The 15,250-nt window shown below is 71.5% G+C and carries 13 protein-coding genes; 2 read left to right on the top strand and 11 right to left on the bottom strand.

Features of this window, described 5'->3' with window-relative positions; all coding sequences use genetic code 11:
- Positions 1-49 precede the first annotated feature (49 nt).
- The 5 genes from WJM95_RS13350 to WJM95_RS13370 form a co-directional block, all read right to left on the bottom strand.
- Positions 50-454: an organic hydroperoxide resistance protein gene (locus WJM95_RS13350; protein ID WP_339135537.1), complete on the bottom strand. Its 405-nt coding sequence runs from the start codon at positions 452-454 to the stop codon at positions 50-52.
- A gap of 205 nt (positions 455-659) precedes the next feature.
- Positions 660-1,130, bottom strand: a complete 471-nt coding sequence (locus WJM95_RS13355) for a MarR family transcriptional regulator (RefSeq protein WP_339129864.1) — start codon at positions 1,128-1,130, stop codon at positions 660-662.
- Positions 1,127-1,894: an ABC transporter ATP-binding protein gene (locus WJM95_RS13360; protein WP_339129865.1), complete on the bottom strand. Its 768-nt coding sequence runs from the start codon at positions 1,892-1,894 to the stop codon at positions 1,127-1,129. The genes WJM95_RS13355 and WJM95_RS13360 overlap by 4 nt, the downstream gene beginning before the upstream one ends.
- Positions 1,882-2,643: a cobalt ECF transporter T component CbiQ gene (gene cbiQ / locus WJM95_RS13365; protein WP_339129866.1), complete on the bottom strand. Its 762-nt coding sequence runs from the start codon at positions 2,641-2,643 to the stop codon at positions 1,882-1,884. The genes WJM95_RS13360 and cbiQ overlap by 13 nt, the downstream gene beginning before the upstream one ends.
- Position 2,644: 1 nt before the next feature.
- On the bottom strand, positions 2,645-3,694 hold the full coding sequence (locus tag WJM95_RS13370; protein ID WP_339129867.1) for an energy-coupling factor ABC transporter permease: 1,050 nt from the start codon (positions 3,692-3,694) through the stop codon (positions 2,645-2,647).
- Positions 3,695-3,984: 290 nt separating this feature from the next.
- On the opposite strand from WJM95_RS13370, the gene WJM95_RS13375 reads away from it, so the two are divergent.
- Entirely contained in the window at positions 3,985-4,341 is a 357-nt protein-coding gene (locus WJM95_RS13375) for an SsgA family sporulation/cell division regulator (protein ID WP_339129868.1), read from the top strand.
- Positions 4,342-4,401: 60 nt separating this feature from the next.
- Here the strand turns inward: WJM95_RS13375 and WJM95_RS13380 are convergent, their stop codons facing one another.
- Together WJM95_RS13380 and WJM95_RS13385 are read right to left on the bottom strand one after the other, a co-directional pair.
- Complete coding sequence (locus tag WJM95_RS13380) at positions 4,402-6,618, bottom strand: MMPL family transporter (RefSeq protein WP_339129870.1); 2,217 nt, start codon at positions 6,616-6,618, stop codon at positions 4,402-4,404.
- Positions 6,619-6,793: 175 nt separating this feature from the next.
- Positions 6,794-7,384 carry a TetR/AcrR family transcriptional regulator gene (locus WJM95_RS13385; protein WP_339129871.1) on the bottom strand — a complete coding sequence of 197 codons (591 nt, stop codon included), beginning with the start codon at positions 7,382-7,384 and terminating at the stop codon, positions 6,794-6,796.
- Between the two features lie 320 nt (positions 7,385-7,704).
- Here WJM95_RS13385 and WJM95_RS13390 point away from each other — a divergent pair, with 320 nt between their 5' ends.
- On the top strand, positions 7,705-11,196 hold the full coding sequence (locus tag WJM95_RS13390) for a S41 family peptidase (RefSeq protein WP_339129873.1): 3,492 nt from the start codon (positions 7,705-7,707) through the stop codon (positions 11,194-11,196).
- Positions 11,197-11,387: 191 nt separating this feature from the next.
- Here WJM95_RS13390 and WJM95_RS13395 read toward each other — a convergent pair whose 3' ends face one another.
- The 4 genes from WJM95_RS13395 to WJM95_RS13410 all read right to left on the bottom strand — a co-directional run bounded on the left by WJM95_RS13395 (position 11,388) and on the right by WJM95_RS13410 (position 15,174).
- A complete protein-coding gene (locus tag WJM95_RS13395) occupies positions 11,388-11,582 on the bottom strand; it encodes a hypothetical protein (protein WP_339129874.1) in 195 nt (64 codons plus the stop codon).
- Between the two features lie 210 nt (positions 11,583-11,792).
- Positions 11,793-12,677 carry an SDR family oxidoreductase gene (locus WJM95_RS13400; protein ID WP_339129875.1) on the bottom strand — a complete coding sequence of 295 codons (885 nt, stop codon included), beginning with the start codon at positions 12,675-12,677 and terminating at the stop codon, positions 11,793-11,795.
- Positions 12,674-13,621 (bottom strand): alpha/beta hydrolase, encoded by a 948-nt coding sequence (locus WJM95_RS13405; RefSeq protein ID WP_339129876.1) that lies wholly within the window; start codon positions 13,619-13,621, stop codon positions 12,674-12,676. Before WJM95_RS13405 ends, WJM95_RS13400 begins: the two co-directional genes overlap by 4 nt.
- Positions 13,618-15,174: an NAD(P)/FAD-dependent oxidoreductase gene (locus tag WJM95_RS13410; protein WP_339129877.1), complete on the bottom strand. Its 1,557-nt coding sequence runs from the start codon at positions 15,172-15,174 to the stop codon at positions 13,618-13,620. The genes WJM95_RS13405 and WJM95_RS13410 overlap by 4 nt, the downstream gene beginning before the upstream one ends.
- Between the last annotated feature and the right edge of the window lie 76 nt (positions 15,175-15,250).

Raw genomic sequence — 15,250 nt, forward strand, 5'->3', positions numbered from 1 at the left:
GCCGATGGTGAGTGGAACACGCGTCCGCGGCCTTGGATTCCTAGGGCGGCTAGCCCAGCAGGATCGTGACCTCGATGTTGCCGCGGGTGGCGTTCGAGTACGGGCAGACCTCGTGGGCGGCGTCCACGAGTCCTGCCGCCACCTCCTCGTCGAGGACGGGGAGCGAGACGCTCAGGGCGACCGCGAGTCCGTAGCCGTGCCGCTTGTTGGGGCCGATCCCGACCTTGGCCGCGACCGTGGAGCCGGAGAGGTCGAGGCCGGCGCGGCGGCCGACCAGCACCAGCGCGTTGTGGAAGCAGGCGCTGAACCCGGCCGCGAACAGCTGCTCCGGGTTGGTGCCGTTGCCGTCGCCGCCCAGCGCCGGGGGCATCGCCACCTTCAGTTCGAGCTGCCCGTCCTGACTGGTCACGAAGCCGTCGCGGCCGCCGTGGGCGGTCGCCTCGGCGACATACATGATCTTCGTCGGACGGGTGTCGACTACGGCGCCGTCGATCACGGCAGGACCTCCCCCAAGGCGGGCAACAGAAGCGCGCACCGGCGCATCGCGCACAAATGCATCGTGCACAAGGTACCGGCCGGTATGGACCCCGGGAAGCCTCGGGTGGCAACGAGCTGCCGACGCCCGCGCGCCGCCGCGTCCCCGCCCGCGCGCCGCCGCGTCAGCGCCCGCGCGCCGCCGCCTGCGCGCGCTCCGTCAGCCGCCACAGCTCCTCGCGCAGCCGCGTGACCTCGGCCTCGCTCAGACCGGTCGCCGCCAGCAGCGCCTGCGGCACGTCCTCGGCGCGCTCCCTGAGCAGTTCGCCGCGCCCCGTGAGGGCGACACGGACCGAGCGCTCGTCATCGGCCGAGCGTTCACGGCGTACGAGCCCGGCCGACTCCAGCCGCTTGAGCAGCGGCGACATCGTGCCGTAGTCGAGGTGCAGGGCGGCACCCAGGTCCTTGACCGTGGTCTCGCCACGCTCCCACAGGACCAGCAGGACGAGGTACTGCGGGTAGGTGAGGCCGAGCTCCTCCAGCAGCGGGCGGTACGCGGCGGTCACGGCCCGCTGGGCGGCGTACAGCGCGAAGCACAGCTGGTCGTCGAGCAGCAGCGACCCGGCAGGCGGCGCGACGTCCTCTTGTTTGGTCACGCCCCCATTGTCACGGAGCGCGGGTCGAACCCGAAGGGCAGCTCCAGACGGTGGGAGCGCATCAGCTCGTCGTCCGAGAGGAGGCCGCCTGTGGCGCCGTCGGCGACGATCACGCCGTCGCTGAGGATCAGGGAACGGGGGCACAGTTCGAGGGCGTACGGCAGGTCGTGGGTGACCATGAGGACGGTGACGTCCAACGAGCGCAGGATGTCGGCGAGTTCGCGCCGTGAGGCGGGGTCGAGGTTGGAGGAGGGCTCGTCGAGGACGAGGATCTCCGGCTCCATCGCCAGCACCGTCGCGACGGCGACCCGGCGCCGCTGCCCGAAGGACAGGTGGTGCGGCGGACGGTCGGCGAAGGCTTCCATGCCGACCCGCTCCAGCGCGGTGCGGACCCGCTCCTCCAGCTCGTCGCCCTTCATGCCCGCCGCGGCCGGCCCGAAGGCCACGTCCTCGCGCACGGTCGGCATGAACAGCTGGTCGTCCGGATCCTGGAAGACGATGCCGACCCTGCGCCGGATCTCCGCCATGTGCCGCTTGCCGACCGGGAGTCCGGCGACCGTCACCGTTCCGGCGCCGCCGGTCAGGATGCCGTTGAGGTGCAGGACGAGGGTGGTCTTGCCCGCGCCGTTCGGGCCGAGCAGGGCGACGCGCTCGCCGCGGCCGATCCGGAAGTCGACGCCGAACAGGGCCTGGTGCCCGTCCGGGTAGGCGAAGGCGAGGCCGGAGACCTCCAGAGAAGGTGCGGCAGACGTCACAGGGTCCATCCCAACAGACATACGGCGAGGGCGGCGAAGGGCAGGGCGAGGGCGTACGACCACTGCGCCCGGGACGCGGTCACCTCGTCGATGACGGGCATGGAACCGGCGTACCCCCGGCTCACCATGGCCAGGTGCACGCGTTCCCCGCGTTCGTAGGAGCGGATGAACAGGGCGCCCGCCGATTTCGCGAGCACCCCCCAGTGCCGTACCCCACGGGCCTCGAAGCCGCGCGACTCCCGTGCGATCCGCATGCGCCGCATCTCGTCGGTGATGACGTCGCCGTAGCGGATCATGAAGGAGGCGATCTGCACGAGGAGCGGCGGGAGCTTCAGCCGCTGGAGGCCGAGGAGCAGTTCGCGCAGTCCGGTCGTGGAGGCCAGCAGGACGGAGGCGGCGACGCCGAGGGTGCCCTTGGCGAGGACGTTCCAGGCGCCCCACAGCCCGTTCACGCTCAACGACAGCCCCAGCACGTCCACCCGTTCGCCCTCCGCCACGAACGGCATGAGCACCGCGAACGCGACGAACGGGATCTCGATCAGCAGCCGCCGCAGCAGGACGCCCGCCGGTACGCGGGCCCGGTGGGCGACCACCGCGAGCAGCACGGCGTACAGCGCGAACGCCCACATCGCCTCGCGCGGGGTGGAGACGACCACGACCACGAAGGCCAGGGCCGCGGCGAGCTTGGTGTGCGGCGGCAGGGCGTGCACGGGCGAGTCCGCGTGCCGGTACAGCTTGTGCGCGTGGCCCGCTCCCACGTCAGACGCCGTCCGGCACGGAGGCGGGCGAGGTGTCGGCCGGGCGCCGCCTGCGGACCACCCAGAAGACGCCGCTGCCCGCGGCGACGGTGGCGCCCACGCCGATGACCCCGGCGAGACCGCCGGACAGGCGGGCGTCGGAGACGTCCTTGACGCCGTATCCGGCGAGCGGCGAGTCCTCGGAGGCGTGCGGCTTCGTCCTGGTGTCGATGCCCTTGTCCTTGGCGACCTTCTCCAGGCCGTCGGGGCTCGCGGAGGCGTAGAAGCTGACGAACCCGGCGAGGACGAGGGAGGTGACCAGACCGGTGATCCACACCTTGCGGTGCGAGGAGCGGGCCGGGGCGGGGGCGACGGCCGCGGGGGTGTCGACGAGTTCCCCGTTCACCCGCAGCTTGAGCCGCTGCTGGAGGCCGCGGGCGCCGTACACGAGATCGGGCCGTACGGCGACGACGGCGCCGACGGTGAGCGCGGTGATCACCGCTTCGCCGATGCCGATGAGGACGTGGACGCCGACCATGGCCGTGGCGACCTTGGAGAGCGCGACGTCGGTGGTGCCGCCGACCGCGTAGACGAGGGTGAAGACGACGGCGGCGGCGGGCACGGAGAGCAGGGCGGCGACGAAGGACGCGACGGTGATCGAGCGCCGCTTGCGGGGCAGCACCTTCACCAGGCCGCGGAAGACCAGGTACGAGACGACCGTGGTGGTGATGGCCATGTCGGTGATGTTGACGCCGAGCGCGGTCAGACCGCCGTCCGCGAAGAGGATGCCCTGCATGAGCAGGACGACCGAGACGCACAGGACGCCGGTGAAGGGGCCGACGAGGATCGCGGCCAGTGCGCCGCCGAGCAGATGTCCGCTGGTCCCGGCGGCGACCGGGAAGTTCAGCATCTGCACGGCGAAGATGAAGGCGGCGACCAGGCCGGCCAGCGGCGCGGTCCGCTCGTCGAGTTCGCGGCGGGCGCCTCGCAGGCTCACGGCGAGGGCGCCGGCCGCGACGACGCCGGCGGCCGCGGAGACCGGGGCATTGATGAATCCGTCAGGAACGTGCACCGTCCGATGATAGTGCCTTGTTGCGAACGACTTGCAAGAGCAGGATCAGACGAACAGCTTGCGAAGCGCAGGCGTACGGGGGCACTTCACGGGCGCGGGGAGGCGGGACCGGCGAACGGCCGCGGCGGATGTGCCCGCCGCCGCACACATGGCGGGCGCCCGATCGGGCAGGCGTCCTCTGAGGGAGGGTCACGGACGGCCGGAGAGCGGTTTCCGCGAGATGTGCGACATTTGAATGGTGACGGGATTCACAGCCTCCACATAGGTGACGCAGCGTAAGGAGTCGGTTCATGCACGCCGTCGAACAGTACGCACGCGCTCATATCGTCACGGACACGGCCGACTCCGCCGACGACGAACACCGGGCCGTCCCGGTGGCCCTCCGGTACGACCCGGAGACGGACCCGCGGCAGGTCCGCATCACGCTGCCGGGCCCGCATGAATGGATCTTCGAGCGCGAGCTGCTGGAACGGGGCCTGCGGGTGCCCGTCGACAGCGGCGACATACGCATCTGGCCGTGCGGCCGCGTCCAGGCCGTCCTGGAGTTCCACTCCGCGCAAGGGGTGGCGGTCGTGCAGCTCGACACGAAGGCGCTCATGCGTTTCCTCCGCCGTACGTACACGGCCGCCACCCCGGTGGCTCACTGAACCCGGATCGGTCCGGAGAGCCGGTCGCGGATCAGACGCGGACCGGCTTCCGGTCGCGGATCAGACGCCGACCAGCTTCCGGTCGCGGTCGTCGTCGCGCGGCTTCTCGTCGAGCGCGCGCAGTCCCTCACCCTCGACGTCGACGTTCGGCAGCACCCGGTCCAGCCACTTCGGCAGCCACCAGGCCCGTCGGCCGAGCAGTGCGAGCACCGCCGGGACCAGCGCCATCCGTACGACGAACGCGTCGAAGAAGACGGCGATCGCGAGTCCGAAGCCGATCATCTTGATCATCGACTCGCTGGAGCCGATGAATCCGGAGAACACGGCGATCATGATGACCGCGGCGGCGGTGACGACCCGGGCGCCGTGCTTGAAGCCGGTCACGATCGCCTGGGCGGGCTTCTCGCCGTGGACGAAGGCCTCCCGCATACGGGTCACGAGGAACACCTCGTAGTCCATGGCCAGACCGAAGACCACGCCCACCATGAAGATCGGCATCATCGACATGATCGGGCCGGTCTCCTCGACCCCCATCAGCCCGGACAGCCAGCCCCACTGGAAGACCGCGACGACCGCGCCGAGGGCCGCCGTCACGCTGAGCAGGAAGCCGAGGGCCGCCTTCAGCGGAACGAGGATCGAGCGGAACACCACGATCAGCAGCAGGAACGCGAGACCGACCACGAGCGCGAGATACGGGATCAGCGCGTCGTTGAGCTTCTGCGAGAAGTCGATGTTCATGGCCGTGGAGCCGGTGACGAGCACCGTCGCGTCCGTCTCGGCCTTGATGCCGGAACCCGCGCCGCGGATCGTGTGGACGAGGTCCTCGGTCGTGACGGAGGACGGCTTCGAGTCGGGGATCACCGTGATCATCGCGGTGTCGCCGGCCTTGTTGGGGGCCGCCGGACTCACGCTCACGACACCCTTCATGTCCTTGATCTCGTCGTGGACCGTGCTGAACGCCGTCTTGGGCGCGTCGCTCGCCTTGGCGTCGACGACGACCATCAGCGGGCCGTTGAAGCCTGGCCCGAAGCCTTCCGAGAGCAGGTCGTAGGCGCGGCGCTGGGTGGTGGACACCGGCTGCGAGCCGTCGTCGGGCAGGCCGAGCTGGAGCGAGGCGGCCGGGACCGCGGCCGCGCCGAGGCCGACCACGCCGAGCAGCAGCACCGCGAGCGGACGGCGGACGACGAAGCTCGCCCAGCGCGTGCCCATGTTGGGCCTGCCCTGCTTCTTGGCGGCACGGCCGCCGCCGAGCAGCCTGCTCTTCTGCCCGGCCGGCTGGACCCTGCGGCCCGCGTAGCCGAGCAGCGCGGGGATCATCGTCAGGGCGATGAGGACGGCGACGGCGACCGTGCCCGCCGCGGCCACGCCCATCTTGGTGAGCATCGGGATGTTGACGACCGACAGTCCGACCAGCGCGATCACGACGGTCAGGCCCGCGAAGACCACGGCCGAGCCCGCGGTGCCGACGGCCCGTCCGGCCGCGTCCTCGCGTTCGCGGCCCTCGGCCAGTTCGGCCCGGTAGCGGGAGACGATGAACAGGGCGTAGTCGATGCCGACCGCGAGGCCGATCATCATCGCGAGGGTGGACGTGGTGGAGCCGAGGTCGAGCGCGCTGGCGAGCGCGGTGATCGTCGAGACGCCGATGCCGACGCCGATCAGCGCGGTCAGCAGCGGCAGTCCGGCCGCGATCAGGGAGCCGAAGGTGATGACGAGGACGACCGCGGCGATCGCGATGCCGATGACCTCGCTGGAACCGGTCTCGGGCGTCGCCTGGAGCGCGTCACCGCCGACCTCGACGGTCAGGCCCGAGTGCCGGGCGTCCTCGGCGGCCGCCTTCAGGGCGTCCTTCGAGGCGTCCTTCAGCTCCATGCCGGAGACCTGGTACCTCACCGAGGCGTAGGCGATCGAGCCGTCCTTGCTCACGGCGTGGATCTTGAACGGGTCGGTGACGGAGGTGACCTCGGAACCGGTGCCGAGCACCTTGACGGCCTGCTCGACCGCCGCCTTGTTGTCCTTGTCCGCCATCTTCTCGCCGGCGGGCGCCTTGAAGACGACGCGTGCGGTCGCCCCGTCGGCGCTCATTCCGGGGAAGCGGCTCTCCAGCAGGTCGAAGGCCTTCTGCGCCTCGGTGCCGGGGATCGAGAAGGAGGACGATCCCGCGACGGGCGCGGAGGCTGCGCCGACACCCGCGAGGGTCAGCAGCGCCACCCATATCAGGGCGGCGAAATGCCGACGCCGGAAGGCGAGTCGGCCGAGTTTGTAGAGGAACGTGGCCACGAGGGCGTACTCCCGGTCAGGTCGTGGAAGGGCAGGGGCTGGTGTGATCACCCGAGTGGGGGCAGGGGGGATCAGCCCGACGACGTGAGCGGCGCGTCAGGTGCGAGGGCGGAGGTCTGCTCGCCGGGTGCGACGACAGGGATCCGGCCGGGTGGGGCAGGTCGGGGGTGGGGCGTCAGGCGCCGAGAGCGGGGAGGACCACGGCGTCGACATACGAATGCAGGAAGGCCTGCGTCGGCGGGAGTTCGTCGATCATGGTGCGGGCGGCGAAGGCGCCGATGAGCATGTGCATCACGTACTCCATCGCCGGGTTGTCCGCACGGATCTCACCTCGGTCGACACCGCGCTGGAGCACCCGGCGCAGCTCTTCCAACTCCGGCTCGATCAGCCATTCCCGGAACGCCTTCAGCAGATCCGGGTTCCCGTGTGCCGCCATGGCCAGGCCCCGCATCAGCGCGGAGTCCTGTTCCATCTGGCAGTCGTCCTGGCGCAGGGCCAGGGCGTGGAAGTCGCCCCGCAGGCTCCCGGTGTCCATGTCGGAGAACTTCAGCGGCTTCTGGTGCCGCAGCGCTTTCACGACGAGCTCGGCCTTGCCGCCCCACTGGCGGTAGAGGGTGGCCTTGCTGGAACGGGTACGGGCCGCGACGGCGTCCATCGTGAGGGCGTCGTAGCCGACCTCCCGAAGCAGGTCGAGCACGGCCGTGTAGAGCTCGGCCTCACGCTCGGGCGTGATCCGACTGCGTCGCGCCGTTGCGGCTTCAGCCATCGCACTCACCTCTCCCGCTTCGAACGACACGGATTCGTATGCCCTGAAGATACCCCCGGGGGCCAGCGAAACGAAACCGTTTCGTACGTGTGCTGGGTCACGTGCCGGGTCATGGCACGTGCCGGGTCACGCGCGGGGTCACCGTGCCGGGTCGCGCATGGGGTCACCGTGCCGGTCGCGTGTGGGGTCGCATAGGGGGCGCGTACGTTTCCGGGGGCGCCCCGTGCGCACCATCCGTATCCTCGTCCGCTCCCACGTCCCACAACGCGCCCCCCGTGCCACGAGTTGCCGGGGTCACTCCAGCGGAAAAGCATGGGGAGGTGAGCCACGAGTACGAGAACGCGACGACGGACGAGAACTCCCCCGGCTATCTGCGCTTCCCGCATCTGAGCGGCGACCGGCTGTGCTTCGTCACCGAGGACGACCTGTGGCTGGCCCCGCTCGGCGACCGCGGACGCGCCTGGCGGCTCACCGTCGACCGCACCAAGGTCGGCCACCCCCGCTTCTCCCCCGACGGCCGGCGGATCGCGTACACGAGCTGGCGCAGCCTCGTCCCGGAGATCCACCTGGCGCCGGTGGACGGCGGACCCGGCCGCAGGCTCACCTACTGGGGCAGCGCCGACACCCAGGTGTGCGGCTGGTCCCCCGAGGGCGACATCCTCGCCGTCGCCTCGCACGGCCAGCCCTTCTCGTACTTCACCTGGGCCTACTCCGTCCCCACCGACGGCGACCCCGGCCGCAAGCAGCCCTGGGGCCCGGTCTCGGACATCGGTGTCGCCGACATCGACGGCGAGCGCAGGACCCTGCTGCTCACCGGCACCCCGCCGCACGAACCGGCCGCCTGGAAGCGCTACCGGGGCGGGGCCATGGGCCGCATCTGGCTGCACGGCCGGCAACTGGTCGCGGAGCTCGGCGGCCATCTCGCCTGCCCGATGTTCGTCGGCGGGCGCATCGCGTTCCTCTCCGACCACGAGGGCGTCGGAAACCTCTACTCGTGCTCGTACGACGGCGCCGACCTGCGCCGTCACACCGACCACGACGCCTTCTACGCCCGGCACGCGTCCTCGGACGGCACCCGGGTCGTCTACCAGTGCGCGGGCGACCTGTGGATCGTCGACAACCTGTCCCCCGAGTCGGTCCCGCGCCGGATCGACGTCGTCCTGGGCGGTCCGCGCGCGGGGCGGCGCTCCTACCCGGTGCCGGCCGCCCAGCACGTGGACAGCATCTCCGTGGACGAGACGGGCCGGGCCGGCGCCGTCGTCGTACGCGGCAGCCTGTACTGGCTCACCCACCGCGACGGCCCGGCGCGCACCATCTCGGACACCCCGGGCGTACGGGTCCGGCTCCCCGAGATGCTCGGCTCGGGCGGCCAGGTCGCCTATGTCACCGATGCGGACGGCGAGGACGCCGTCGAGATCGCCTACCTGCCGCGCGCGAGCGGCGCCCGTGAGCCGCGCCGCCTCGCCTCCGGCCGCCTCGGCCGCGTACAGGAACTGGTGTCGGACCCCCAGGGCGAACGCCTCGCCATCGCCTCGAACGACGGGCGGCTGCTGCTGCTCGACGCCACGGAGGAGCCCGGTGAGGCGGAGGGGCTCGGCGTGCTCGACGAGGAAGGGGAGATGGACGAGGCGGAGGAGACGGGGGAGGCCGGGGATTCCGGGGAGGGTGAGGCCGGGGAATCCGGTGACCTCGGGGCGTCCGGTGGTGCCTCGCGGGCCGGGTCCGCGTCCGGGGAGGGAGAGGACGGCGGGGACGAGGACGGCCGGGGCCCGGCCGGGGATGGCGCGACGTCGGGTGCGGGGGAGGTCGTCGAGCTCATCCAGTCCATCAACGGACCCGTGACGGACCTCGCCTTCTCCCCGGACGGGGCCTGGCTGACCTGGTCGCATCCCGGGATCGGCCGCTCCCTGCGCCAGATCAAGATGGCGCGCATAAAGGACCGGCTGATCGTCGACGTCACCAACGGCCGCTTCGAGGACGAGAACCCGGTGTTCACCCGGGACGGCCGCTATCTCGCGTTCCTGTCCTGGCGCGGCTTCGACCCCGTGTACGACGTGCACACCGGGGACCTGTCCTTCCCGCTGGGCTGCCGCCCCTACCTCGTGCCCCTGTCCTCCGCCACCCCGTCCCCGTTCGCGCTGAACCCCGACGGGCGGCCCGCCGCGGGAGGCCTCGACCCGGTCGAGGACGGGGCAGGCGACGGCAGCGCGACGACCGTCGAACTCGAGGGCCTGGAGAGCCGGGTGACCCCCTTCCCGGTCACGGCCTCCAAGTACTCGGCGCTGCACCCGGTCTCGGGCGGCGGTCTGGTCTGGCTGCGCTGGCCGATCTCCGGCGCCCTGGGCGAGACGTTCGCCAACCCGGACGACACGACAGGCCGTCCGACCCTGGAGTTCTTCAACATCACCAAGGGTAAGAAGTCCGAACTCGTCGACCACCTCGACTGGTTCGCGGTGAGCGGCGACGGGTCCCGGCTGGTCGTCGTCGACGAGGGCGACCTGCGCGCCGTGCCGTCCACCGAGTCCGGCGACAGCGACTCCACCGTCTGGATCGATCTGCGCCGCATCCTGCACGAGGTGGACCCGTGCGCCGAGTGGCGCCAGGCCTACGCGGAGGCCGGCCGCATCATCCGCGCCTACTACTGGGACCCGAACATGTGCGGCATCGACTGGGACGCGATCCTGGCGCAGTACCGCCCCCTGGTCGAACGGGTCTCCTCCCCGGACGAGTTCGCGGACCTGCTGCGCGAGGTGCTCGGCGAACTGGGCACCTCGCACGCGTACGTGAGCCCGGCGCGCCGCAACGAGGGGCCGTCCCACTATCAGCGCTGGCAGGGCCTGCTCGGTGCCAACTTCGTCTGTCGTGACGGCAGTTGGATGCTGAAGCGGATCCTGCCCGGTGACTCGTCCGACTCCAAGGCGCGTTCGCCGCTGGCCGGCACCGGCATCCGCGAGGGCGCGGTCCTCACCCACGTCGACGGACGGCCGGTGGACCCCGTCACCGGACCGTATCCGCTGCTCGCGGGCGCGGGCGGTACGACGGTCGAGCTGACCTTCACCCCGGCGGAGGGCGAGGGCCGCTCCCGCCGGGTGGCCGTGGTCCCGCTGATCGACGAACGCCCTCTGCGCTACCAGGACTGGGTGGCCAAACGCCGCCAGGTGGTGCGGGAGTTGAGCGGTGGGCACTGCGGCTATCTGCACATCCCGGACATGGGCGGCTCGGGCTGGGCCCAGTTCAACCGCGACCTGCGGATGGAGGTCTCGCGCCCGGCCCTCATCGTCGACGTACGGGGCAACGCGGGCGGCCACATCAGCGAACTGGTCGTCGAGAAGCTGACCCGCACGATCCTCGGCTGGGACCTCACACGCGACGCCCAGCCGGTGTCGTACGCCTCGAACGCCCCGCGCGGTCCTGTGGTGGCCCTGGCCGACGAGGCCACCTCCTCCGACGGCGACATGATCACCGCCGCCTTCAAACTGCTGGAGCTCGGGCCGGTCGTGGGGCAGCGCACATGGGGCGGTGTCGTCGGCATGACCGGCCGGCACCGGCTCGGCGACGGCACGGTCATCACGGTGCCCATGAACGCCGCCTGGTTCGACGCGTACGGCTGGTCCGTCGAGAACCACGGCGTCACACCGGACCTGGAGATCCTGCGCACCCCGCTCGACTGGGCGGAGGGCCGCCACGCCCAGCTGGACGACGCCATCCAGCTCTCCCTCGACCTGCTCCGCACCCACCCCGCGGCCTCCCCGCCGGACCACTCGGACGTGCCCGACAGGAGAAGACCGAAGCTGCCCCCGAGAGCGAACTGAGCCCGGCGGGCGGGCGGTTCGGGCTCGGCGGGCGGGCGGCTCAGGCCCGGCGGGCGGGCGGTTCGGCCGGGCGCCCGGCGGGGGGGCGAAGGGCCCGCTTGTGCGAGGAACGGGACGAGCGGCCCGCGGGCACGAGGACGGGGCGCCCTCCGTGAAGAGGGCGCCCCGTTCAGGCCGAGCAGGTGCGTCGGTCAGGCGTCGTAGTCCTGGTCGAAGCGGTCCTGGGCCTCGTGCTGAGCGCGCTCGGCCTCCGGCATCGCGTGGTCACGGCCGGCCGGGGCGCGTCGGTTCGCCTCGTCCTGGCGGCCTTCCGGACGCGTCTTCTTCTTGCCGGGCTGCTGCTTCATCCGCTCGGCCTTGTCCTTGAACTGGTCCTGCATGCTCATGTTCACTCCTGTTGCGGGTGAGAGGTTCGGCCCTCGACCTCCCTTGCGTACAAGGGCGGTTGTGCGGGCCTCGACCAGATTGACACGCACGGACACAGCACGCATTTCGGTCAGTCACTCACCGTGAGACACGCCGGTGGGAGGCACCGGGAACCTCCCCGGAACACCCCCCACGGCACCCCCGTCACCCCCGGTCGGCCCCCGGCTTCCTCACGGAGCCGGCGACTTCCGCTCCTGCTCGTCGGCCGCCCCGCCCGCCCCGACCAGCCCGGTGCCCACACCGCCGAGGCGCGGTTCGAACCGCCGCATCTCGCGCTGCCCGACCGACCCGATGATCCCCGGCAGATACCCCCGGATCCCCTGCATCCCGCGCAGCCACCCCTGCGCGTACACGTGAACGGAGCGGCGCTCGATCCCGGCCACGATCCGGTCGACGGCCGGTCCCAGCGGATACGTCTTGTTGGACGGCCACGGCAGCCGCTGCCTCAACTCCCGCATCACGTCGTCCTGATCGGCCCCCCGGACCATGTCCGTGTCGGTCCAGGACAGATACCCGACGCCGACGCGCACCCCCTTGTGACCGACCTCGGCGCGCAGACAGTGCGCGAACGCCTCCACACCGGACTTGGAGGCGCAGTAGGCCGACATCATGGGGGCGGGAGTGATGGCGGCGAGCGACGCGATCTGGAGCAGATAGCCCCGGCTCGCCGTCAGCGCCGGCAGGAACGCCCGTGCGGTGACGGCCGATCCGATCAGGTTCACCTCGATCACCCGCCGCCAGGCGACCGGGTCGGAGTCCACGAAGGGCCCGCCGCTCGCGACACCGGCGTTCGCGACGACGATGTCCACCTTCCCGAAGCGCCGCTCGACCTCCTGCGCGACCCGCGCCATCGCCTCGTGGTCGGTGACGTCGGCGTACCAGTGGTCGCTCTCGCCGCGCAGCCGCTCCGAGACCCGCTTCAGCTCCTCGGCCTCCAGTCCGACCAGCGCGACCTTCGCCCCCCGCGCGGAGAGCTTGCGCGCGAGGAGCTCACCGACACCCCGTGCGGCCCCCGTGACGACGGCGACCTGCCCCTCCAGGCTGACCTTGCTCATGCGCCCTCCTTGATCTCTGCGATCCGCTCGGCTTCCGCGGTCTTCACGGCGTACGTGGCGACGAGTTCCCTGATCCGGGCGGTCACCAGTTCCGGCGCCTCCACCGGGGTCATGTGCCCGAGGCCCGGCAGCTCGGTGCTGCCGACACAGTTCGGCAGCGCCGCCACGAGGGCGCGCGCGTGCACGACCGGCGTCATGCGGTCCACACTGCCCGCGATCACCGCGGTCGGCACCCTCAACTCCCGTACTCCCGCGTCGAGATCGAGGGTGGAGAGCACGGCCGACCAGGCGTGGCGCACACCCCGCGGACAGGCGTGCACGATCCGCGCGCACGCCGCCACCATGGCGGGGGACGAACCGGGGCCCATGGTCGCGTACTTGAGGATCCACCGGGCGACGGGCGTGACGGGCCCGAGCGGCGCGCGCGAGCCGAGCACGGCGCCGGTCAGCCGCGTCCGCAGCCGTCCGGCGCGCCAGGGCAGCACCCGCGACTCCTCGACCAGCCGTGTGCTCCCCGTGCTGCACAGCAGCGCCGCCGCCGCGTGTTCGCGGAACCGCGGTCGCGCCGAGGCCGCCATCAGCGTCATCCCGCCCATGGAGTGGCCCGCGAACACGGCCTTCTCGCCCGGTGCGAGGGTCGCCGCGAGCACCGCCTCCAGGTCGTCGGCGAGCGCCTCGGTGCTGCACGCGTCACTCGCGGGACTGCGTCCGTGCCCGCGCTGGTCGTAGGCGATGACCCGGTGGTCGGCGGCGAGGTCCCGGATCTGGGCCGCCCAGAAGGCGGTCGAACAGGTCCAGCCGTGCGCGAGCACGACGGGGGGCGCGTCCTCGGGGCCGTGCACCTCGACATGCAGCCGGGCGCCGTCGGCGGAGTGCGCGATCAGTTCCCGGGCGGGCACGGGATGCGCGTACGCCTCGTGCGCCTCGTACGTCGGTCGGCTCACGCTTCTGCCTCCACCTTCCTGGTGCGGGTGCTCTTCGTGCGCGGCTCGGGCGCGTCCTCCGGCGTCTCCCCGGATGCGGGTCGCGCCGCGCGCAGCACGTCGTACTCCCCCAGGTCGACGCGTCGCGTCGCGCCCCGGAACTCGGTCGTCGTGCCGGGCCACACGGTCGTGTTGACGCCGTTGGCGTCCAGATACCAGCTGGAGCAGCCGCCGGTGTTCCACACCGTGCGCTTCATGCGTTCCTGGACCCGGTGGTTCCAGGCGTCGACGGCCGCGGGGCGGGCGTCGAGGGCCACCCGGCCGCCGAGGACGTCCAGCTGCCGTACGAAGTCCGCCATGTAGTTCAGCTGGGACTCGATCATCAGGATCATCGAGGAGTTCCCGAGCCCGGTGTTCGGACCGATGATCGTCATCCAGTTGGGGAAACCGGCCGCGGTGGCGCCGCGCAGCGACTTCATGCCGGTCTCCCACGCCTGGGCGAGCGTCCTGCCGTCCGCGCCGACGACCCGCTCGGCGATCGGCATGTCGGTGACGTGGAAGCCGGTCCCGAAGACGATCGCGTCGGCCTCGGCCCGGGTGCCGTCCGCGGCGATCAGCGTGGAGCCGTCGATCTCGGCTAGTCCGGAGGCCACCACGTCCACATTCGGCCGGGTCAGCGCCGGGTAGTAGGTGTTCGAGAGCAGGATGCGCTTGCAGCCGATCCGGTAGTCGGGGGTCAGCTTCGCGCGCAGCTCCGGGTCCTTGACGGCCCGCGCGATGTTCCGCTTGGCCAGCCGTTCGACCAGGCCGAGTTCGTCGGGCCGCTTGGTGAACGCCTGCACCTGGAGCTCCCGGATGCCCCAGAGCAGTCCGCGCCTGGCCTGCGCGGTGAAGGGCAACTGCCGGTGCAGCCACCGCTCGGCGCCGCTGATGGCCCGGTCGACCCGGGGCATCACCCACGGCGGGGTGCGCTGGAACAGGGTCAGCCGGGAGACGTCCGGCTGGATGGCGGGCACGATCTGGATGGCGGAGGCCCCGGTGCCGATCATGGCCACGCGCTTGCCGCGCAGGTCGTAGTCGTGGTCCCAGCGGGCCGAGTGGAACACCTCGCCGGTGAAGGTCTCGATGCCCGGGACCGACGGGATCTTGGGGTCGGAGAGCGGCCCGGTCGCGGACACCACGACGTCCGCGGTCAGGAACCCGGCGCTCGTCTCGATCCGCCAGTGCAGCTTGTCCGTGTCCCAGGTCATCATCTTGACCTCGGAGTCGAACCGCAGATGGGGGCGCAGCCGGAAGACGTCGGCCACGTGCTCCAAGTAGGCGCGGATGTGCTCCTGCCCGGAGAAGGTGCGCGGCCATTCGGGGTTGGGCGCGAAGGAGAACGAGTACAGGTGCGAGGGGACGTCGCAGGCGCACCCGGGATAGCTGTTGTCGCGCCAGGTGCCGCCGACGCCGCCGGCCCGTTCCAGGACCACGAAGTCGGTGATCCCCTCGCGTCGCAGCCGCACGGCTGCGCCCAGCCCGCCGAAACCGGATCCGATCACCGCCACCCGTACATGCTCGTGCTCGGTCATCCCGACGCCTCCCTGATCCGCACGACCCTGCCAGTGAACACTGGCACAATCGGGAGGGTAGAGCAGCTTCGTACTC

Origin of the sequence: Streptomyces sp. f51, from assembly GCF_037940415.1 — a bacterium.
In the GTDB taxonomy this organism is placed as follows: Bacteria; Actinomycetota; Actinomycetes; order Streptomycetales; family Streptomycetaceae; genus Streptomyces.

What these genes read in the sequence shown, in the direction of transcription:
- WJM95_RS13395 (WP_339129874.1), bottom strand. Translation starts at nt 11,582, where the DNA reads ATGAGCATGCAGGACCAGTTCAAGGACAAGGCCGAGCGGATGAAGCAG.
- WJM95_RS13410 (WP_339129877.1), bottom strand. Translation starts at nt 15,174, where the DNA reads ATGACCGAGCACGAGCATGTACGGGTGGCGGTGATCGGATCCGGTTTC.
- WJM95_RS13350 (WP_339135537.1), bottom strand. Translation starts at nt 454, where the DNA reads ATGTATGTCGCCGAGGCGACCGCCCACGGCGGCCGCGACGGCTTCGTG.
- WJM95_RS13400 (WP_339129875.1), bottom strand. Translation starts at nt 12,677, where the DNA reads ATGAGCAAGGTCAGCCTGGAGGGGCAGGTCGCCGTCGTCACGGGGGCC.
- WJM95_RS13385 (WP_339129871.1), bottom strand. Translation starts at nt 7,384, where the DNA reads ATGGCTGAAGCCGCAACGGCGCGACGCAGTCGGATCACGCCCGAGCGT.
- WJM95_RS13360 (WP_339129865.1), bottom strand. Translation starts at nt 1,894, where the DNA reads ATGGACCCTGTGACGTCTGCCGCACCTTCTCTGGAGGTCTCCGGCCTC.
- WJM95_RS13375 (WP_339129868.1), top strand. Translation starts at nt 3,985, where the DNA reads ATGCACGCCGTCGAACAGTACGCACGCGCTCATATCGTCACGGACACG.